This is a genomic window from Brasilonema sennae CENA114, from assembly GCF_006968745.1.
In the GTDB taxonomy this organism is placed as follows: domain Bacteria; phylum Cyanobacteriota; class Cyanobacteriia; order Cyanobacteriales; family Nostocaceae; genus Brasilonema; species Brasilonema sennae.
Map to the genome: position 1 here is coordinate 1824091 of NZ_CP030118.1, position 17857 is coordinate 1841947.

General features: G+C 42.9%; 15 protein-coding genes. 9 read left to right on the forward strand and 6 right to left on the reverse strand.

Annotation, left to right across the window (positions count from 1 at the left end; genetic code table 11):
• Positions 1-106: 106 nt before the first annotated feature.
• Positions 107-1165 (reverse strand): tRNA (adenosine(37)-N6)-threonylcarbamoyltransferase complex transferase subunit TsaD, encoded by a 1059-nt coding sequence (gene tsaD, locus DP114_RS07700; RefSeq protein ID WP_169265703.1) that lies wholly within the window; start codon positions 1163-1165, stop codon positions 107-109.
• A gap of 305 nt (positions 1166-1470) precedes the next feature.
• Here tsaD and DP114_RS07705 point away from each other — a divergent pair, with 305 nt between their 5' ends.
• From DP114_RS07705 to DP114_RS35710, 4 genes are all read left to right on the forward strand, one after another.
• Positions 1471-1968 carry a Photosystem I reaction center subunit III gene (locus DP114_RS07705; RefSeq protein WP_169265702.1) on the forward strand — a complete coding sequence of 166 codons (498 nt, stop codon included), beginning with the start codon at positions 1471-1473 and terminating at the stop codon, positions 1966-1968.
• 39 nt (positions 1969-2007) lie between these two features.
• Complete coding sequence (psaJ, locus tag DP114_RS07710; RefSeq protein ID WP_169265701.1) at positions 2008-2142, forward strand: photosystem I reaction center subunit IX; 135 nt, start codon at positions 2008-2010, stop codon at positions 2140-2142.
• 47 nt (positions 2143-2189) lie between these two features.
• The gene (locus DP114_RS07715; RefSeq protein ID WP_169265700.1) at positions 2190-2705 is read left to right on the forward strand and encodes a photosystem I reaction center subunit XI; all 516 of its coding nucleotides are present in this window, start codon (positions 2190-2192) and stop codon (positions 2703-2705) included.
• 240 nt (positions 2706-2945) lie between these two features.
• Positions 2946-3068 (forward strand): hypothetical protein, encoded by a 123-nt coding sequence (locus tag DP114_RS35710; RefSeq protein ID WP_256379350.1) that lies wholly within the window; start codon positions 2946-2948, stop codon positions 3066-3068.
• Between the two features lie 364 nt (positions 3069-3432).
• On the opposite strand, the gene gmk is transcribed toward DP114_RS35710, so the two are convergent.
• The 4 genes from gmk to DP114_RS07735 all read right to left on the reverse strand — a co-directional run bounded on the left by gmk (position 3433) and on the right by DP114_RS07735 (position 8704).
• Positions 3433-4032 carry a guanylate kinase gene (gene gmk / locus DP114_RS07720; protein WP_171975818.1) on the reverse strand — a complete coding sequence of 200 codons (600 nt, stop codon included), beginning with the start codon at positions 4030-4032 and terminating at the stop codon, positions 3433-3435.
• A 164-nt stretch (positions 4033-4196) separates the two neighbouring features.
• Complete coding sequence (gene remA, locus DP114_RS07725) at positions 4197-4466, reverse strand: extracellular matrix/biofilm regulator RemA (RefSeq protein ID WP_017319267.1); 270 nt, start codon at positions 4464-4466, stop codon at positions 4197-4199.
• An 845-nt stretch (positions 4467-5311) separates the two neighbouring features.
• Positions 5312-5968 (reverse strand): PsbP-related protein, encoded by a 657-nt coding sequence (locus DP114_RS07730; RefSeq protein ID WP_171975819.1) that lies wholly within the window; start codon positions 5966-5968, stop codon positions 5312-5314.
• Between the two features lie 822 nt (positions 5969-6790).
• Positions 6791-8704, reverse strand: coding sequence for a transketolase C-terminal domain-containing protein (locus DP114_RS07735; protein WP_171975820.1), 1914 nt, complete (start codon positions 8702-8704; stop codon positions 6791-6793).
• Between the two features lie 678 nt (positions 8705-9382).
• Here DP114_RS07735 and DP114_RS07740 point away from each other — a divergent pair.
• From DP114_RS07740 to DP114_RS07750, 3 genes are all read left to right on the forward strand, one after another.
• On the forward strand, positions 9383-9637 hold the full coding sequence (locus tag DP114_RS07740; RefSeq protein WP_169267112.1) for a hypothetical protein: 255 nt from the start codon (positions 9383-9385) through the stop codon (positions 9635-9637).
• Positions 9638-10240: 603 nt separating this feature from the next.
• Positions 10241-12253 (forward strand): beta strand repeat-containing protein, encoded by a 2013-nt coding sequence (locus DP114_RS07745; protein WP_171975821.1) that lies wholly within the window; start codon positions 10241-10243, stop codon positions 12251-12253.
• Positions 12254-12293: 40 nt separating this feature from the next.
• Positions 12294-13421, forward strand: a complete 1128-nt coding sequence (locus DP114_RS07750; protein ID WP_171975822.1) for a hypothetical protein — start codon at positions 12294-12296, stop codon at positions 13419-13421.
• A 313-nt stretch (positions 13422-13734) separates the two neighbouring features.
• On the opposite strand, the gene DP114_RS07755 is transcribed toward DP114_RS07750, so the two are convergent.
• Entirely contained in the window at positions 13735-15882 is a 2148-nt protein-coding gene (locus DP114_RS07755; protein ID WP_171975823.1) for an intein-containing RctB family protein, read from the reverse strand.
• Positions 15883-16194: 312 nt separating this feature from the next.
• Here DP114_RS07755 and DP114_RS07760 point away from each other — a divergent pair, with 312 nt between their 5' ends.
• Together DP114_RS07760 and DP114_RS07765 are read left to right on the forward strand one after the other, a co-directional pair.
• The gene (locus DP114_RS07760) at positions 16195-17112 is read left to right on the forward strand and encodes a class I SAM-dependent methyltransferase (protein WP_171975824.1); all 918 of its coding nucleotides are present in this window, start codon (positions 16195-16197) and stop codon (positions 17110-17112) included.
• Positions 17109-17834 carry an HAD family hydrolase gene (locus DP114_RS07765; protein ID WP_171975825.1) on the forward strand — a complete coding sequence of 242 codons (726 nt, stop codon included), beginning with the start codon at positions 17109-17111 and terminating at the stop codon, positions 17832-17834. Before DP114_RS07760 ends, DP114_RS07765 begins: the two co-directional genes overlap by 4 nt.
• Positions 17835-17857: the final 23 nt, after the last annotated feature.

The window sequence follows — 17857 nt, forward strand, 5'->3', positions numbered from 1 at the left end:
AGCCTCTAGTCCCACGGCTCAACTCAATCTTCTAATCTAAAATTTAAAATCTAAAATCCAAAATTCGGGAATCCAAAATCTAAAATCTAAAATTGTCTCGGTCAAGTTAAAGATTATCTGTACCAATTTGATACAACTCCATAACTTGGCTCAGCGCTAACCTAGAGTGAACGCCTAAGGTCAGAGGCGAAGTATGACCTCTGTTGAGGTGGTCAGCAGCAGTACAACCAATCATAGCGGCATTATCAGTACAAAATTTTAGGGGAGGGAATAGCACGCGTAGGTTATGAGTTTGTGCTGCTTGTTGTAAATGTTGTCTTAACCCACTGTTGGCTGCTACGCCTCCACCAACAGCAATGGTGGAAAGACCATAATCTGTAGCACAAGTTATTGCCCTTTTGGTGAGGGAGCGTGCTACAGTTTCCTGAAAACTAGCCGCCACATCTTTTGTTGGTAAAGACTGTCCATCTTTCTCAAATTGCTGTACCAACCGCAACACTGCTGTTTTTAACCCACTAAAACTCGCATCATACCGATGATATCCACCTTCTGGTAGAGAAATTTTCCCCTCTGGTAATGTAAAAGCTTGCGGATTTCCCTGCTTTGCTAGCTTGTCAATTACGGGTCCGCCAGGATATCCCAAATGTAACAAACGTGCTACTTTATCAAACGCTTCACCCGCAGCATCATCACGAGTTTCTCCTAGGGTTTCATACACACCACAATCTTTGACGTGAATCAAGCTTGTATGACCACCAGAAACTAGTAAGCTAAGAAAAGGAGGCTCTAAGGTTGGCTCACTTAAATAAGTTGCATAAATGTGACCTTCGAGATGATGAACACCCAAAAATGGCTTGTTATGTACCATTGCTAAGGTTTTGGCGGCAGTTAACCCGACCAATAACGCCCCAACCAACCCAGGAGCACAAGTTGCGGCGATACCATCAATTTTGCCCCAATCTACTTCTGCTTGTTCCAGGGCAAGGGCTATCGCCCCATTTATCGTTTCTAGATGCTGCCGGGACGCCACTTCCGGTACAACTCCACCATACTGCTGATGAACTGGAATTTGCGAAGCAATAATACTACTACAAACTTGACGATTATTTACAATTGCCACGGCAGTTTCATCACAGCTCGTTTCTATTGCTAAAACAGTTGCCATTGCTACAATAACATGGTAAGTACAAAGGAGCTATTCAGCTACAGGTGTTTCTCTTGCACAAAAGGCAGCAGGTTACTGAGTGCCCGGTTGTGAGTAAAATTATAGAAAAATTTTACTTATAACTGACTTGTGAACTCAGAACTTCATAAGAACTGGTTTGAGAAGCTTTAACTTTTATTTACTTCAACTTTACTCGGTTCACGCGCAAGAGTATCATGACATCCTAGTTCTACAAATCAAGATTGTACAAGCCGCTTCGTTTTGTACAAAAAACTTTTTGTTTCGTAATAAAAGGAAACAATTCCATGCGTCGCTTGTTTGCTTTAGTTCTAGCTATTTGTGTTTGGTTCAACTTTTCCCCACCAGCTTTAGCGCTTGGGGAGAATCTTGTACCATGTGCTGAATCTCCAAGCTTTCAGGAGAGAGCAGCATCTGCCCGGAATACAACAGCTGACCCCGAATCTGGGAAAAAGCGGTTTGAGCGCTATTCTCAAGCGCTGTGCGGACCAGAAGGTTTACCTCATCTCATAGTAGATGGTCGCTTAGATCGCGCTGGTGACTTTCTGATTCCTAGCATTCTTTTTCTTTACATCGCTGGTTGGATTGGCTGGGTAGGTCGTACCTACCTACAGGTCATTAAAAAACAAGGGGGCGATGTTGAACAAAAAGAAATTCAGATTGATGTTGCTCTAGCGCTTCCAATTATGGCATCAGGCTTTGCTTGGCCAGCAGCAGCAGTACAACAACTACTGTCTGGTCAACTCACAGCCAAAGATGAAGAAGTTCCTATTTCGCCGCGTTAATTCAACATCACTCATTCACACATTTTGGAGTATAGATTCATGAACCAAAATCATTTTGTGAAGTTTCTTTCCACAGCACCAGTGATCACTACCATATGGTTGTTCATCACTGCTGGCATTTTGATTGAATTTAATCGGTTTTTCCCTGATTTACTTTTCCATCCCATGCCGTAAATTACGGAGAAAACTGCCAATACTTTATTGAGAGGCACACAGAACATATGCAAGCAGTAGATGCGTCAAAAAATCTTGCCAGCGATCCTAGAAATCGCGAAGTTGTTTTCCCTGAATGGCGCGATCCACAACGGGGCAACTTGGAAACACCGGTTAATTCTTCTCCCTTAATCAAGTGGTTCATCAGTAATTTGCCCGCCTATCGTCCAGGGCTAACTCCTTTCAGGAGAGGACTAGAAGTTGGGATGGCTCATGGTTACTGGGTTTTTGGTCCATTCGCCAAACTCGGTCCCCTGCGCGATACGCCTAATGCCAACTTAGCGGGATTACTGTCAACCTTGGGCTTCGTAGTCCTTATGACTGGAGTCATATCTCTATATGCAGCTAGCAATCCCCCTGAACCAAGCGTGACTGTGACTGCACCCAATCCTCCAAATGCTTTTAAATCTGGTGAAGGTTGGAATGGCTTTGCCAGTGCTTTCTTAATCGGTGGTATTGGTGGTGCAGTAGTCGCTTACTTTTTAACTAGTAATCTCAGTCTGATTCAAGGTTTGTTTGGCTAATAAGTGTTCTGAGGCATGAGGTCATAATACCTCTATCAAAAAGCCGCCAGACAGATTACAAAAGATAAAGGACGCAAGGAAAAGGTTTACGTAACTTTTTCTTGCGTCCTTTAGTTGTGACTTTACCTCCAACAGCGTCAACCCCCTAAGCCCTTCGGGCACGCTACGCGAACGGGGGAATTCAAAATTCAAAATTCAAAGTTCAAAATTAAGAACTCTACGGACGCCAGGTGCTACCCTATGGCTGACGCCACGCCTTACGGCTATCGGGAAGCCGCCCTCCGGGCGTCTACAAGTCGGGGAACCCGAACGCCAGATACCTCTAGGCGACTGCGTAAGCGCAAGCGCACGCCAAGGGCGTAAGCGCAAGCGCACGCTAAGAGCGAACGCGTAAGCGTGTCCCTTTGGGACTTACGCGTAGCGTCTGGGCAGGAGATACCCGAAGGGCACTGGCTCCCCAATGCACTGGCTCCCCAATGCACTGGCTCATAAATCCGGGGCATTGAGTCATGTTGCTGCGCATTTTTTATACCTCTATTCATAAAATTAAGGGGCTTGAAACCCTTGCTCAAATTCAAATGTCATTCCAAAATTCAAAGAATTTAAAAATTTTCAATTCAAAATTTCTTGATTATTTTTGAATTTTGAATTTTGAATTTGAGCGTTCGCCCTTGGCGTGCGCCTCTGGCGCTCAGCGAGGGTCATAGGAGGGTTTTACCAACGAGTGTTAACTCAGTATGGCTGCTTCTATGGAATTGAGAGCGCTTTCAAAATCGTCATTAACAATTTGAATATCAAACTCATCAGCAGCATTTATTTCTTCTTGAGCACAGCGCAGACGACGGGCGATCGCCTCATCTGAATCCTGTGCCCGACCACGTATTCGTTTTTCTAATTCACTCATAGAAGGCGGCAAAATGAAAATACTCAGGGCGCTAGGATAACAAGTGTGAATTTGTCGTGCTCCTTTTAGCTCAATTTCTAGCACAACCCTTTTGCCAGAGCGAATTTGGTTCATTACGGCTTCTCGCGGAGTGCCGTAATAATTACCAGCAAATTCTGCCCACTCCAATAATTCGCCAGCAGCAACCAATTCTTCAAACTCTCTACGGCTGACAAAATAATAATCTTTGCCGTTCGTTTCCCCTGGACGAGGAGAACGAGTCGTCACCGATACAGAATAATGCAGTTGGGGATGACGCTGTAAGAGCGATCGCATTAAAGTGCCTTTGCCAACTCCACTTGGACCAGTCAAGATAATTAGCTTGCCTGTTGGCGGGCATTCTTTAGTAGTAGCACCACTTTTAGTGCTGATAACTTGCATCATCCGTTTAACCTGTGAATTAATTAGTAGATACTATTCATTGGCCATGAGTCTGACGACTCCTGACTAACGAAATTTTGTAGCCTAGGTGACATAAAACCACTGTTATTCACATGGTACTGCTGGTATGGCGCAAATAGGCGTGGGACTATAGATTTAACCTTTGCTCAATTATCTACAGCTTGATGGTGATCACGTGTGATCACAAAGCGATTCGCTACCGTTTCCGGTTGAATCGCCGAAAGAATAACGTGACTGGAATCAGTGATGATAACAGCCCTAGTACGACGACCGTAAGTTGCGTCGATCAGTTGACCGCGATCACGCGCATCAGTGATGATCCGCTTAATCGGGGCAGACTCTGGACTGACAATGGCAACTACTCGGTTGGCAGACACGATGTTGCCAAAGCCGATGTTGATTAACTGAATGTCCATAAAAAAACTGACGCTAAACGCGGTGAGAGAAGCTTTTAAAGAACTATTCTTTATGTTATCTACAAAAAATAGGAGTTACAACGCTTATACTTACGTCAGTCTTCGTTTTTAAGTTCATTAATCCCTTTTTTAGCTATTTCTGAGCCAAGAATACTAAAAATCTACCTAAAGGAATAGGCTCATATAGGAATCCGGTTTGATTTGGTCAGACCAGTGCTTGATGAGGGTTTCCCGACAGAGGCATCTGGTGAGACAGCGCTATGCAGTCCTTGTCTCCCGACAGAGGCGATTGCGTAAGAGTAAGCGCAAGCGCACGAATCGAGCGAACACGTAAGCGTGTCCCTTTGGCACTTACAAAGTAGCGTCTGGGCAGGAGATACCCGATAGCCCTCCGGGAACGCCCGTCGCCTGCACAGGAGCCAGTACTTGATGAGGGTCTCCCTCATTCTGGCGTTGGAGACCCTACCAAGAGCGCGCTTACTCACCCTAAGGCGTGGCGGAGCGCCATAGGACGTTCGCCGTAAGGCGTGCGCTCTGCGCACACCCGAAGGATCACAGAGTAGAGATCCGTAACACGGAACTGTACCTAGTTTTACAAAAATCAAATAGGAATTTTATATGAATTCAAAAAATAATTGCAATTTTTGTATTTTAGCTACAATGCATTAACCCAACGCTACAACGCTTGTAAAAGTTGGGTTGGGTTTTGCATTGTTCTAGCCAATCTACGCATCTATGTATTTGGAAATCATTTCTGAACTCATAGAAAATCACCTGCTAGCTATTGTTTGTGCAGTGCAACTCGAAATCACAAAGCCGTAGACAATTTTAGAATGTTAAGTTTATCAACTCAAAACTTTGAAGGAGGAGTGTATCTTTTCAAAAATAGGTATGTAGTTTGAATTGTTCCTTGTGTAAAAAGTAGTAATACAAGCGGTATTGTTGTCTTTATAAGGTAATAAAGTAATCATTGTTTCTGTTTCTCTACCAGAATACCACATCCTCATACCATTTTTACCATCCACATTAATTTTTTCCTTTTTAACTAGCCTTTCTCCATTTTCTTCAGAATAGCTGAGGTTTTCAGTGAAAGTTGTTTGAATTTTTTCGGAAATAATTTGAACATCAGTTTTAATAAAATTTTGGGTAATTATTCCTCCACCTCTTATTGCCATTTTTAGATTTGTAATATAAGCTAATTCACTACAGCTTCTTGTCAAAAACCACCCGAGTGGATAAGAAATAGAATATACTTTGTTTTCTACATAGGTTTGAAAATTTGTGAAAACTGAATTAATTTGAGACGCTATAACAGTAGAAGGCTTAAGTTTTCTGATTATCTGTTGATCAGTAGAGAGTGATTGCCCTATCGTCATTTGAGAATATGGCGTATCAAGATGCTGCTTGAGCTTTGTAGTAGCTAAAGTTTGATTAGCGAAAGTCTGAACACTGACAAGTGTAACTGTGAGCAGAAAAGTGTCTACCCATTTAACTAGTCTCATAATTTTTTATCCTCAATCTTTAATTTGAAAAAAAGTAAGAATTGGTGCTCAGATTGAATATTTGATTTTAATCATCAAAGCTATTGCGTTTGCAAAATTCTAATTTGATTGATTTTCTTCTTGAAGAGGTTGGCGAAAAGCAAGCAAATAGTTATTTCTACAAAGTTGAAATAACACAATGATGACAAGTAAACGGGTATCACTTGTAAATGACACTCTCATCTCAATGCATCTATAGCAATCCATGCGGGAGTTGTGAAATTACTCGTTGAAGTAAAGAACGCTTAACGCTTAAGAAGAATGTACAAATGTACTTTTTTTTTAAGCGCAGAGCGCAGGCACTTTCACAAAAATGAGAACTGCTATATATGATTTTTACTTTGTTATCAATGAATAAAAAAGTAGAAAATATAACAAAAATTAGGATAAATTAAAGAGCGTACTAATCACAGGATTTTTGTCCATCAAGTTATAAAACAATACCATTGTTGTTAAACATGGTTTTTGGAGATTTCAGAGGTGTAAAACTCAAGAGACGCAACGTAATATGGGAGCATGCCAATTTTGTAAAAAAAGAAGGGTATGGTGTGCATCTTGCTCCCTACTTTATTACCAAAAGGGGGCAAGATGGCTCCACTACAAAATCAAATTACTTTATACATTTAGGATGCTCACCATAAGATTGCATTAGTTATTATTCTTGTAAATTATCGGATCAGCAACCGTTCTGAACTCTCTGTTTGGGTTATAAAAAATCCCCCGCAAGCTAAAGCCAAACGGAGGAAAAACGACACATTCTTTGTAAAAATGGAAATAATGCGACTAACCAATAAGTTCCTTGACTTTATTGATGATGCCTTCAGGGTCAATTCCTTGATAGGGGTACTGTTCCCATAAACCACCACATCCCTCTTTGTGAGTTCCTAAGTGAGCAAATTTTGGTGTCAGTCCCCGTTCAAGTAACCAACTACCAAAGCGGCTACCCAATCCTGTGCGGCGGTTGAAAGATTCAACAACCAATACAAATGGGGCTTTACCAACTTTTGCCAGCATTTGTTCATCAATAACGTTGAGTGTTGGCTTATTAATTAAGCCGACATCAATTCCTTGCTGTTTGAGACGTTCCACGGCGTCAACTGCGCGGTATAGTGCTTCACCAAAGCTGATGATATAACCAGCAGTTCCTTCACGCACAACTTCATCTTTACCGGGAGTAAAGGTGTAGCCTTCGCCGTGTAAGTCTTTGCCATTGGCATCGAGAATGTTCGGCGTTTTAGACCGGGTGGAGAAAATAAATCTGAGTCCCTGCTCAAAAAATACTGCTTCAACACAAGCTTTCATTTGAGCTGCGTCAGCGGGGAAATACAGTCGCGTTTCGTAGCCGTCATCTAAGCCATTATCGGCAAAGAAATTGTTTAAACCGAAGTGACAGGTATTATCCGCCATGTCATCTATGCCAGAGTGAGAGAAGTGACATAGGACGTTGGAATAGTTCAGCCGCGCCATTGTAATTTCGGAAACGCACATCTCTAGAAATGCGCTGAAGGTGCCGAAAATACCCTGCTTACCTTTTTCCATACCGAAACCAGCAGCGGCGGAGAAATTTCCTCGCTCCATAATGCCAGAACTCACGAAGATTTCTGGGTGAGCGTCGTGAATCTTGTTCAGTCCACAGGAGCCTTCGAGGTCACTATCGATACACATGACCTTTTCTTTACGCTCGGTTTCACTCAAGCGATCAAGGACGGACACCACAGCTTCGCCAAACACGGTGCGGTTGGAACCCAACTTATCGCCAGAACCGATGAAGGTATAACTGTTCTTGGGTTTTTGAATACTTTTGAGGTATCTAACGGCTTCAGTTAGTCCGCGCTTTTCCAAGTAGGCGATCGCCTTATCCGCTGGAATCACATCATGACCATGAGTCGAACCTTCGATACCTTCAATTCCCACAGCCATCTTGCGCTTGTTGACCAAAGCTACTGGTCCATCACTCGTCACTGCTTGACAGATACGACGATACAAATCATCCAAATCTTCGCCGTCTCCTTCATTGACGCTGAGTCCGTGACCAGCAAGTGTCTTAGCGACACTAAATCCTGGTAAGTATTCCGAAGGATGTCCGGCGATTGTGACATCATTATCATCGATAATGAGCTTGACATTAAGATTCTTGGCAACTGCTAAACGTGCTGCTTCCGCATCGTTACCTTCCTGTTGGGAACCGTCAGAGCCGAGACAGAAAACCACCTTATTCGGATTTGCCAGTGCGACACCATTGATGTAAGGCCAAATGTGTCCCAGGCGTCCGGAACTAAACTTTACTCCAGGAGTCAAGCCGAGTTCGGGGTGTCCAGGTAGTTTTGCACCAGCTTGGCGGTAATGAACAAGTTGTTCAGCACTTAACTCACCATGCAACACAGCCATAAGGTACTGGGTAGCAACGCGGTGTCCAGCTTCATCAAAGAAAATTGGTACGAATTTATCTGGTGCCCCCCGGAATAAGGCATCGAGGATAACGACTTCTGGTACTGTATCGTAAGGACCGCCAGTGTGACCGCCTACACCGCTAGCAGCTCCTGTGGCTGTAAAGAAAACAATTGCATCACGACAGAGTTGAATATTGGCTTTGAGTGTCTCCCGTTCCTCATCGCTCAGAGTTGGATTGGCAGGGTTCAGTGCTATTTGCTTATAAGCACTAAGGTTTATAGGAAAGCTAGCTGTAGCAACAGTCATGGTTGATATTCCTGTATGTAGATGAATGACACCAACAGAACCGTCTTCTTCGACGGTACACTGCAACGGTAAACTATATTGTTATGGTTGATTGCAACAAACACTTTGTGAACACTTTTGAATGGTAGGAAACGCTGCGGTTCTCCAAATAAATTAACAAGTTCTTTTTAAGTATAAATGCTTATCATAGTTTCATAACAAGAAAAATAAAGAAAATAAAAAATTTTTACGCTATACAGCCAAGTAGGACATGACAAATGTTGAGAGCGAAATATGCACGCTTTTGAACTTCAGTCAATTAGACTGGAGAAGTGAATTAAAAATTTATGATAAAGATTTTTGCTCATAAAGATAAAAGCTTCATGAAGTTAGAAATAAGTTGACATTTTCGGTAGAAAAAGGTGCAAATAATATTTAAGGTGCATACTTTCAAAAAACAACTTCAGCTTTTAAAGCTTCATCAGAGTAAGAGCAAAGAGTGTTAAAAGTTCTTTGACAGTATCAAGCGAGAAAATTAAAAAACTTGCTTGCCCAGAGTAAATCGACTGAATAACGGGTGTCTACCAAAAGCTAAGCAACTCATGCTTCTTGATCGCTGAAATACTAATGCAACGTACAGGTGCTTAGTGTTGTGTAAGTCAAGTATCTGCAGCAAACCCGTAATCACAAGAATTTACTATGTACAGCCAAATGCTTCAGGCTTTCACTAAAAATACCCCAATGTTGAGTGAGTCTCAACTAGTAAAGGTTCCTTTGCTGATTAAAAGCATGACACCAAAAGCCGAGATGATTGTCTTGAACACTACACACAATAAAAACGCACAAGTTGCTAAAGTGTTCATTCCACATTTCAATCTTTGTGGTGTCTCTATTTCCCATCAACAACTAAAAACTCAGCAATCAGGGACAGTGAAATTCAACAAACAAATCTGAAATAAAAACTACTCTGCCTGTTAAACCAGTGAACAGTGAACAGTGAACAGTGAACAGCTACCTACGCAGTTAACAAGGGGTGGACTCGTCCGTTTCCTGCCTGGTAACTGATAACTGATACTGCGGGTACTTGGTAACTGATAACTGTTAACAAGAGTAGGCAAGAGTTTCAACATCAGATGCAAGTACCAGACTCTATGGTAGCTCTGTTCGTGCTAAGGGTGACTAGATTTGCCCTTGAGCAAAGCTTGGTATGAGTTAACTAGAGTCAACAGCGCAACTATCGGTGATGACATAATCAGCGCGTCTATATGAGATCTAACTCATATGATCATGCCTATCAGGTCACAAGAATTCAGAATTCAAAATTATAAATTCAAAATTAATACCCCTTAGCTAAAGCCAGGGGTTTGAAATAAGGATGCGGCGTTTTTTGTTTTCCATGTCTAAAGACAGGGGCTTGCATCCTGAATGAATCAATTCAAAATTGTTTCTTGATTTTTGAACTTTGAATTTTGAATTTTGAATTCAAACTATGGTTACGTTGTTCGTGCGTAAGTCCTGATTTGGTCAAGACAAACAACAAACGAGGATTGATGAAACATGAGTACTATTAACGTGACGTCTAATGCTGACAATGGTGCTGGTTCTCTTAGAGAGGCGATCGCCCAAGCAAAATCAGATGATACCATTCAATTTGGCTCTAACCTCGCCAATCAAACAATTAACCTTACCTCAGGTGAACTCACAGTAGACAAAAACCTGACAGTTGATGGTGCAAGTACTACTGGTCTAACCATTAGTGGTAATAATGCCAGCCGAATTTTCGATGTCACAACACCAGGCTCAAGTTTTACGTTGCGAAATTTGACCCTTGTCAATGGAAAATCCAGTGGTGAAGGTGAAAATGGTGCCGGAGGTGCAATTCGGACAATCAGTAGTGATAAACTGACCACTCTTAACGTAGAGAATAGCAAATTTATAAATAACGCCTCTTCAGGAAATGGAGGAGGTGCAATTTGGGCAGGGTTTAATACAGCCAACACCATCACTAACAGTCTGTTTGAGGGTAACGATGGTACTGCTGGTAAAAGCGAACGCGGTGGTGGAGCGATCGCAGTTAATACTAACAGTACTCTCACGGTCAAAAATAGTGAGTTCGATAATAACAAGGGAACTAATGGCGGTGCAATCAATAGTGTATTGAGCACACTCACTGTAGAAGACTCTACTTTCCGCAATAATGACTCAACCGCTGGAGGTCCGATTGGTCCCAATACCATAGGTTACGGTGGAGCCATCTATACTGATGGAGCGAATGCCTCTGGACCAAATTTCGATCATGGTTCTGTAGGGGGCACAATTACTATTCGCAACAGCAAATTTGAGGGTAACAAAGCTGTTGGACAAGGGGGAGGACTCTTTCTGTATGCTTATCCTCCAGACAAGATCATCGTTGACAATTCCACAATCACTAAAAATGAGGTCGTTGCGGATAGTCAAGGTGATTCACTCGGCGGTGGTTTGCGAATTGGTAATGGTGAGTTTACTATCAACAACACTACTTTCACAGATAATCGGGCACTGAACCAAGGTGGTGGTTTGTGGGTAGGAGAACAATCACCAGGTACCATCACCAAGAGTACGTTCTCTGGTAATCGAGCCGAGAGTACTGACGGCAAAAATGGTCTTGGTGGAGCGATCGCTTTAGCTAATAACTCTAATCCCGTCACTATCGATGGTACGACTGTTGCTAACAACTACGCTGGGTGGCAAGGTGGAGGCATTTTTGGAGGAGGTTCGTCCACTACTCTTACAAATTCAACCTTTGCAAATAACGTTGCTTACAATGGCGGCAACAATTGGAACATCAAGAATCAAGCGACTGATCAACTCAGCGATGGTGGGGGAAATACTCAATGGCCAGCGAAGAACTCGAATGACCCCACTGACATCAATGTCACAGCATCTATTAATATTGCACAGCCTGACTTGAGTAATTTGCAGAACACTGGCCAAAATGTAACTAATTCTCTGACTGAGAATAATTCTAATCTGGGTACAGCTATTACCCCAGCAGCAGTGAGTGACTATAGCTCAAGTAAAGGCACTTCTGTAGACGCCATAAGCAATAGTCCCAACAATAATCCTAATGATAACCTTACCCCTGTGGCTGTTAATGGAAATAGCTCTAGCAATGCTTCGGATGGTAGTCTTACTCAAGTACCCGGTAACGATAGCTCCAGCAGCAATAGCCCTATATTCACTGAGGCTGGTAACAGTTTACTGTGTGGTAATCTTACTAAGGGTGATCATTTCTACAGTGGTCTTAGCCAGGACACTCTCATACAAGGCAAGGCTATTGACAACTCTGTGCTCACTCCTAGCCAAAGCTCTGAATTAAATTCTCAGTTGAACTCTGGACAAGACTATGTCAGCTTATTGGACACTCTGACTCCGAGTCATTTTTCAAGCAGCCAGCCTGGTCAAGATAGCTCGAATGTGGACAACATTCAGCCTCGGTCACTGGCGAATTTGGACAAAGTCAATACTCCAACGCTTAGTAGTAATCCCCAATTTTTCTCTGGACAAAGTTACTCTACTTCAACTCTGTAAGGTTATCGCATGACAAAACATGGTGGGTTAATCACTGACTATGAAGCCTAAAACACCGATAATGGATTCCAAGATCCAGCAACGCATATCAGTGCAACGCCCACACCGCGTCACACGTTATAGGCTTGCACGGCTTGTCCTGCTGGGAGTGATGACTTTTGTCCTGTCCGGCGTGCCGCCAATCATGGCGGCACAGAGCAAGCCGACTTCAAAAGCCGATTTATCGCCCGTTATGTTGGCTAGCAACACGACAAGCGAAACACGCGACCCCGCCTATTGGCCATTTGATGCACGCAGCCCGTGGAATATGCCAATCGGCTCTGAGGCGCAGTTCGAGCCGGTGAGTTCCTCCGAGTGGACGACGCAAGCGTTAAAGTACGGTCTCCAGATCAATACAACAGACTGGTCTATCCCGATCTTTATGGCTGATGCATCTGATCCGATGCGCAGCATTTATAGCACCGACTACGACAAACTTGCTTTCGAGATGCATGTGCCAGACCCCGCTGTACCGGATTCTAACGAGGACGGTCATTTGCACATCATCGACGAAACCCACAATTTTGTCATAGAGATGCTCTGGGCAAAGAGGCGGGCTGACGGCAACCTTGAAGCACCGTACCCCAACAAAATAGACTTGAAGGGTCCTGGAGTCTTTGACACCTACCACGGCTCATGTGCCTACGGTGGATCGTGTACAGCTGGGCTGATCCGCAAGGGGGAACTCCACAACGGGATTCGACACGCACTGCGAATCTCGATCACACCTGCTGTCTTAAATAAGAACACCCCTAGTGGAAAGCCTTATGTATGGCCTGCAAACTGGGCTGACGACGACGGCAATGGCAGCAGCTATACTGGGACGGGAAATGTGTACATGGGTTCGTTGTTGGCAATCCCGCCAAACGTAGACATCCAGGCTATTGTCGGACCACCGGGCACACCGATCTACGAGCTGGCTCGCGCCCTCCAAGACTACGGTGCCTATGTAGTGGATCGGGGTCACCTTAACCTGTACGGTGAACCCTCAGCAGACGAAGAGGTGAAACAGCTTTCATGGGAAGGTCTGCAAGCACTGCCAAAGTTCCTTCAGGTGGTAGCGAACAATGCTTCAGAGCGTGTTGGTGGTGGCGGGACACCTCGTCGTCCACTCGCTCCTTCGTTTTAAGTCGTTGATGGTACACAGTCCTAGGCAAACCAGAGTTATATTGCCTGTTTGATTGGCTCTTTGTATGTGCTTGATACATAGCACTTGATGTTCATTGATGCTTTCGGAAACCAAGTCTTTTAAAAAACTTGGTTTCTGAAAATCTCCTTACTTACGAGCTAATACAAAAAATATGGCGTTGCTGAATTTGGGAATGAATTATGGTTGTAGCACGATGTTCAATTTCCTGTAACCCTGTAGAACTTTCGGATGCAACGTCTCTACATCAATGGGAATTTTAAAATTCATATCTTGATTCAGCAACGCCCGGAATTCAACCCTTCACACAAAGGACTTGCTTGAGTGTTGCTACAACCTCAACCAAATCCGCTTGATTATTCATCACCTCATCTATCGGCTTATAAGCGCTGGGAATTTCATCCAAAACGCCTGTATCTTTACGACACTCTACACCTTTTGTTTGCTCAATCAAATCATCAAGCGTGTAGGTATTTTTTGCTTTATTTCTTGATAGCAAACGTCCGGCACCGTGGGAACAACTGCAAAAACTGTTGGCAGAACCCTTACCCTTAACGATGTAAGATTTAGTCCCCATCGAACCGGGGATAATGCCATAGTCTTCTTCTGTTGCACGAACTGCACCTTTGCGAGTCACATAGACATCCTCGCCAAAATGCACTTCTTTTTCAGCGTAGTTGTGATGACAGTTCACTTCTAATAAAGGCTTCGTCGCTTTACCACCCGCTAGATGCTTTTCGACGATGCGCTTGAAACGCCCCATCATCACCTCACGGTTGAAACGCGCATAATTCTGTGCCCACTGCAAATCATGCCAGTATGCTTGGAATTCTGGCGTACCAGCGACAAAATGAGCTAAATCGGGATCAGGTAATTTATTACCCGCCATTTTTGCTAATTCTTTAGCTGTATTAATGTGGCACTGGGCTAGATTATTTCCGATGTTGCGGGAACCGGAATGTAACATCAGCCAAACTTGGTTCTCTGTATCGAGGCAAACTTCTATGAAGTGATTACCCCCTCCCAAAGAACCCATTTGTTTCATCGCTTTACCTTGCAAATTTTGAACACCTTGATGCAAGTCTTGGAAATCACGCCAGCGTTGCCAATTGGTGACACTTTTTTCAACGTCTTTATTTTCGTTGAAACCTGTAGGAATTTCTGCTTCAAGATCCAAGCGAATTTTCTTTAGCTTGCCTTCCAGTTGATCACCGTTAAATGGTGTTTTAATAGCACACATTCCGCAGTTATGAACGAAGACACCAGCTTCCAAGGCAAAATTATGATACTCCGGTACTGTTAGGCAATAAACATCCTCTGTATAGTCTAAAGGCAGTACAGCTACAACTTTGTGATTGCACTGGTGTTCTTTTTTTCGGTGGTTATGAAGTCCAATTGGTGTTTTGACTTCTGCATCACAGATGTCACAGGTGTAGAATCTATTTGCAATTTCCTTGGATTTTGCTCTGCCTTTTTCACTTTGATTGTAAGCGACCAAGTGTTGTTTTCCACGTTCACCATTGCCAGCAACCGCTTGTCTAAAGTGTTCTGGTTGTTGCTGCATATATTGAAGAATATTTTGAGTTCCTCGGGCTGCGTAGTACTCATACCCTTCTGGAGTTTGAGCTTTTCTGGCAAGTGCAGTTACTCGCTTTTGTTCAAATTCTGGAGATTGCCAATGTTGGTTACGTTCAACTAAGTTACGGTGATAAGCAGAATGGTCATTATTACCCATAAACTCCAAGTTTTCTGGTCGATTGTCAGATTCATTGAAGTTGCGATGATGAATAACAGTTCTTTGCTCTTCAAATTTGGGAACCTTGCCTAATAAGCCTGATCTGGCAACAATCCAGTGTGCTTTTTGCCACCTACCTGAATAAGGTTGAGCGATTAAGGTATAGCCATCTTTGTCAACTTTAGAGTAGAACGGCATGAGGGATATCCCAGATTGAAGATTTTGAGCTTCCTTATACGTTCCATCCCGCAGCATGAATTGGTGATCAGGGGTGCAAATAATCTCTTCACCGTTATCCAGAATCACTTTTATCACAGAAGCATTACGTCTAGTCAACTTAGCAGTTGCCTTAGCTGCTACGACTTTTCCGGTAGAGGTGCAAGCATAAACAATAAACTCTTCGTTGCAATCAGCTAAGTTTTTAATTGGATATGATTTACCATCAAGCAAAGGAATCAGAGTATCGCCCACAAAGCAACCGATATCCACGCCGACTGCAGCAGGAATAATTGCTTCTTTTGTCGCAATGACAGAACCAACTAAGGCACCTTTACCCAAATGGACATCTGGCATTAAAGCTACATGTTTAAAAACAAATGGTAGTGATGCTACATTCTTTGCCATCTTGGTTTCTTCTGAAGCCAAAGGGTGATTTGCCCAAGAGAGAATGGGTGATGGTGTTGAAAGTTTTAACTCTTCGTAAGCCATAATTATTTAGAATTTTCAATTTAAAATTTCGGATTCTAGGGGCAGTTTCACTGCAATTTTAATTTTGCACAGTATTTCATTTTATTTCCTACTTACAAATAGACATGTGTTAGTTAAATGGATAATGCCCACCACAACCAGATAACGATGGGCATTACCTAAGTGCCACTCCCAGCAAGTAGCTGGCTTTGTATTATTTATATAATACATTATGTATTAACTAGATAACGAGTACTTCTTGTAAAAAATATATTAAAATTTGTAAATAAAATGACAATAAATTAAAAAAACCGACAGCTTAAACACAATCTTATGACAGTTCGTCAAGATACAATTTGGGAACGTTTTCTATCCCCTGTAGTACGTTTGCTCATTGATGAGGAAGGGTTACGGCGTTACTTTGAAAGCGTTGATTGGGAAAAAGAAAGCAGCCGCTTTCGACGCGCTGATGTCACAGTTCCGCCATACTACAGCAGCCAAAATTTTCATGGAATTAAGGATGGATATCTCAAGCCAGGTGCGGCGGTGAGCTACGATCCTATTACCCAATATGTTCTCCCGCCTACTGAAACTATAGTGCGTCAGGCAATAATCGATTCGATCAAAGTACAGCCGCGACGTATTCTTGACTTGGGCTGTGGAACAGGTTCCACAACTTTGATGTTAAAGCAGGCTTTCCCTCAGGCAGAAGTCATCGGCTTGGATTTATCGCCTTATATGTTGGTGCGTGCTTCTCACAAAGCTGAAAAAACTGGTTTAGACATAAATTGGCGACATGGGGACGCACAGAAGACGGGTTTTCCTGATGCTTCTTTCGACTTGGTTACAGCTTCTTTGTTATTCCACGAAACGCCAACAACAGTAGCTGTGGCAATTTTACAAGAGTGTTTCCGCTTGCTGGTAACTGGTGGACAAGTGCTGATTTTGGATGGAAATCAAAACACTTTGCGTCAATTAGATTGGTTGAATAATGTGTTTGAAGAGCCGTATATTCGTGAATATGCTGCTGGGAGTGTGGATGCGTGGATGGGGGAAGCAGGATTTCAAGCAGTGCAAACCCAGGATGTATGGTGGATAAATCAAGTTACAAGTGGAGTGAAACCAATTTTATCTGAAGATGGTACTGTACGAACAGATGTAGGACGTTACACTTCTGTACAAAGAGACGACACAGTGGATAATGAAGATTTACAGGGTTTTCCATCTCCAGCTTTTGATACAATGCCATGAGTTTAAAGGCAGTTTTATTTGATTTTAATGGTGTCATCATTAATGATGAGTCAATCCACGAGCAACTGACAGAGCAAATTCTACTTGAGGAGAACCTCATTCTTAAGCCACGTGAGTATCGGAAAGTTTGCTTAGGACGTAACGATCGCAGTTGTTTAAAAGATTTGCTTGCTAATCGTGGTCGTGTGCTAAGTGATACTGAATTAACTAAGTTGTTCAATTCTAAAGCAAAAGGGTATGCTTTGGAACTGGAAAAAATAGAAGAGCTGCCTTTGTATCCTGGTTTAAATGACTTCATATCTCAAGTGTCTTCTCGCAATCTCAAACTCGGGATAGTCAGTGGTGCTATCCGCAAAGAAATAGAACTGGTACTTGAGCGTGCTAAACTAGCTCAATATTTCAAAGTTATTGTCGTAGGTGATGACGTTACCACCACTAAACCAGAACCTGATGGTTATTTGTTGGCTGTGGAACGCCTGAACCAGGAATATCCTGCTTTGAATCTTCAACCACAAGAGTGTTTAGCGATAGAAGATACTCCTGCTGGTATCCAAGCTGCAAAACGAGCAGGTATGCAAGTGGTTGGTGTGGCGAATACTTACCCTTTCCATATGCTTCAGCGTTGCTGCAACTGGACGGTAGATGATCTGACTGACTTGGAATTGGAACGGGTGCAGGAAGTTTATTCTCAAAAAGAATTGCAAAGTACTACAGGCGCATGATAGGACAGAAAGTTTCTTGTTTG

What these genes read in the sequence shown, in the direction of transcription:
- tsaD (WP_169265703.1), bottom strand. Translation starts at nt 1,165, where the DNA reads ATGGCAACTGTTTTAGCAATAGAAACGAGCTGTGATGAAACTGCCGTG.
- DP114_RS07705 (WP_169265702.1), top strand. Translation starts at nt 1,471, where the DNA reads ATGCGTCGCTTGTTTGCTTTAGTTCTAGCTATTTGTGTTTGGTTCAAC.
- psaJ (WP_169265701.1), top strand. Translation starts at nt 2,008, where the DNA reads ATGAACCAAAATCATTTTGTGAAGTTTCTTTCCACAGCACCAGTGATC.
- DP114_RS07715 (WP_169265700.1), top strand. Translation starts at nt 2,190, where the DNA reads ATGCAAGCAGTAGATGCGTCAAAAAATCTTGCCAGCGATCCTAGAAAT.
- DP114_RS35710 (WP_256379350.1), top strand. Translation starts at nt 2,946, where the DNA reads ATGGCTGACGCCACGCCTTACGGCTATCGGGAAGCCGCCCTCCGGGCG.
- gmk (WP_171975818.1), bottom strand. Translation starts at nt 4,032, where the DNA reads ATGATGCAAGTTATCAGCACTAAAAGTGGTGCTACTACTAAAGAATGC.
- remA (WP_017319267.1), bottom strand. Translation starts at nt 4,466, where the DNA reads ATGGACATTCAGTTAATCAACATCGGCTTTGGCAACATCGTGTCTGCC.
- DP114_RS07730 (WP_171975819.1), bottom strand. Translation starts at nt 5,968, where the DNA reads ATGAGACTAGTTAAATGGGTAGACACTTTTCTGCTCACAGTTACACTT.
- DP114_RS07735 (WP_171975820.1), bottom strand. Translation starts at nt 8,704, where the DNA reads ATGACTGTTGCTACAGCTAGCTTTCCTATAAACCTTAGTGCTTATAAG.
- DP114_RS07740 (WP_169267112.1), top strand. Translation starts at nt 9,383, where the DNA reads ATGTACAGCCAAATGCTTCAGGCTTTCACTAAAAATACCCCAATGTTG.
- DP114_RS07745 (WP_171975821.1), top strand. Translation starts at nt 10,241, where the DNA reads ATGAGTACTATTAACGTGACGTCTAATGCTGACAATGGTGCTGGTTCT.
- DP114_RS07750 (WP_171975822.1), top strand. Translation starts at nt 12,294, where the DNA reads ATGAAGCCTAAAACACCGATAATGGATTCCAAGATCCAGCAACGCATA.
- DP114_RS07755 (WP_171975823.1), bottom strand. Translation starts at nt 15,882, where the DNA reads ATGGCTTACGAAGAGTTAAAACTTTCAACACCATCACCCATTCTCTCT.
- DP114_RS07760 (WP_171975824.1), top strand. Translation starts at nt 16,195, where the DNA reads ATGACAGTTCGTCAAGATACAATTTGGGAACGTTTTCTATCCCCTGTA.
- DP114_RS07765 (WP_171975825.1), top strand. Translation starts at nt 17,109, where the DNA reads ATGAGTTTAAAGGCAGTTTTATTTGATTTTAATGGTGTCATCATTAAT.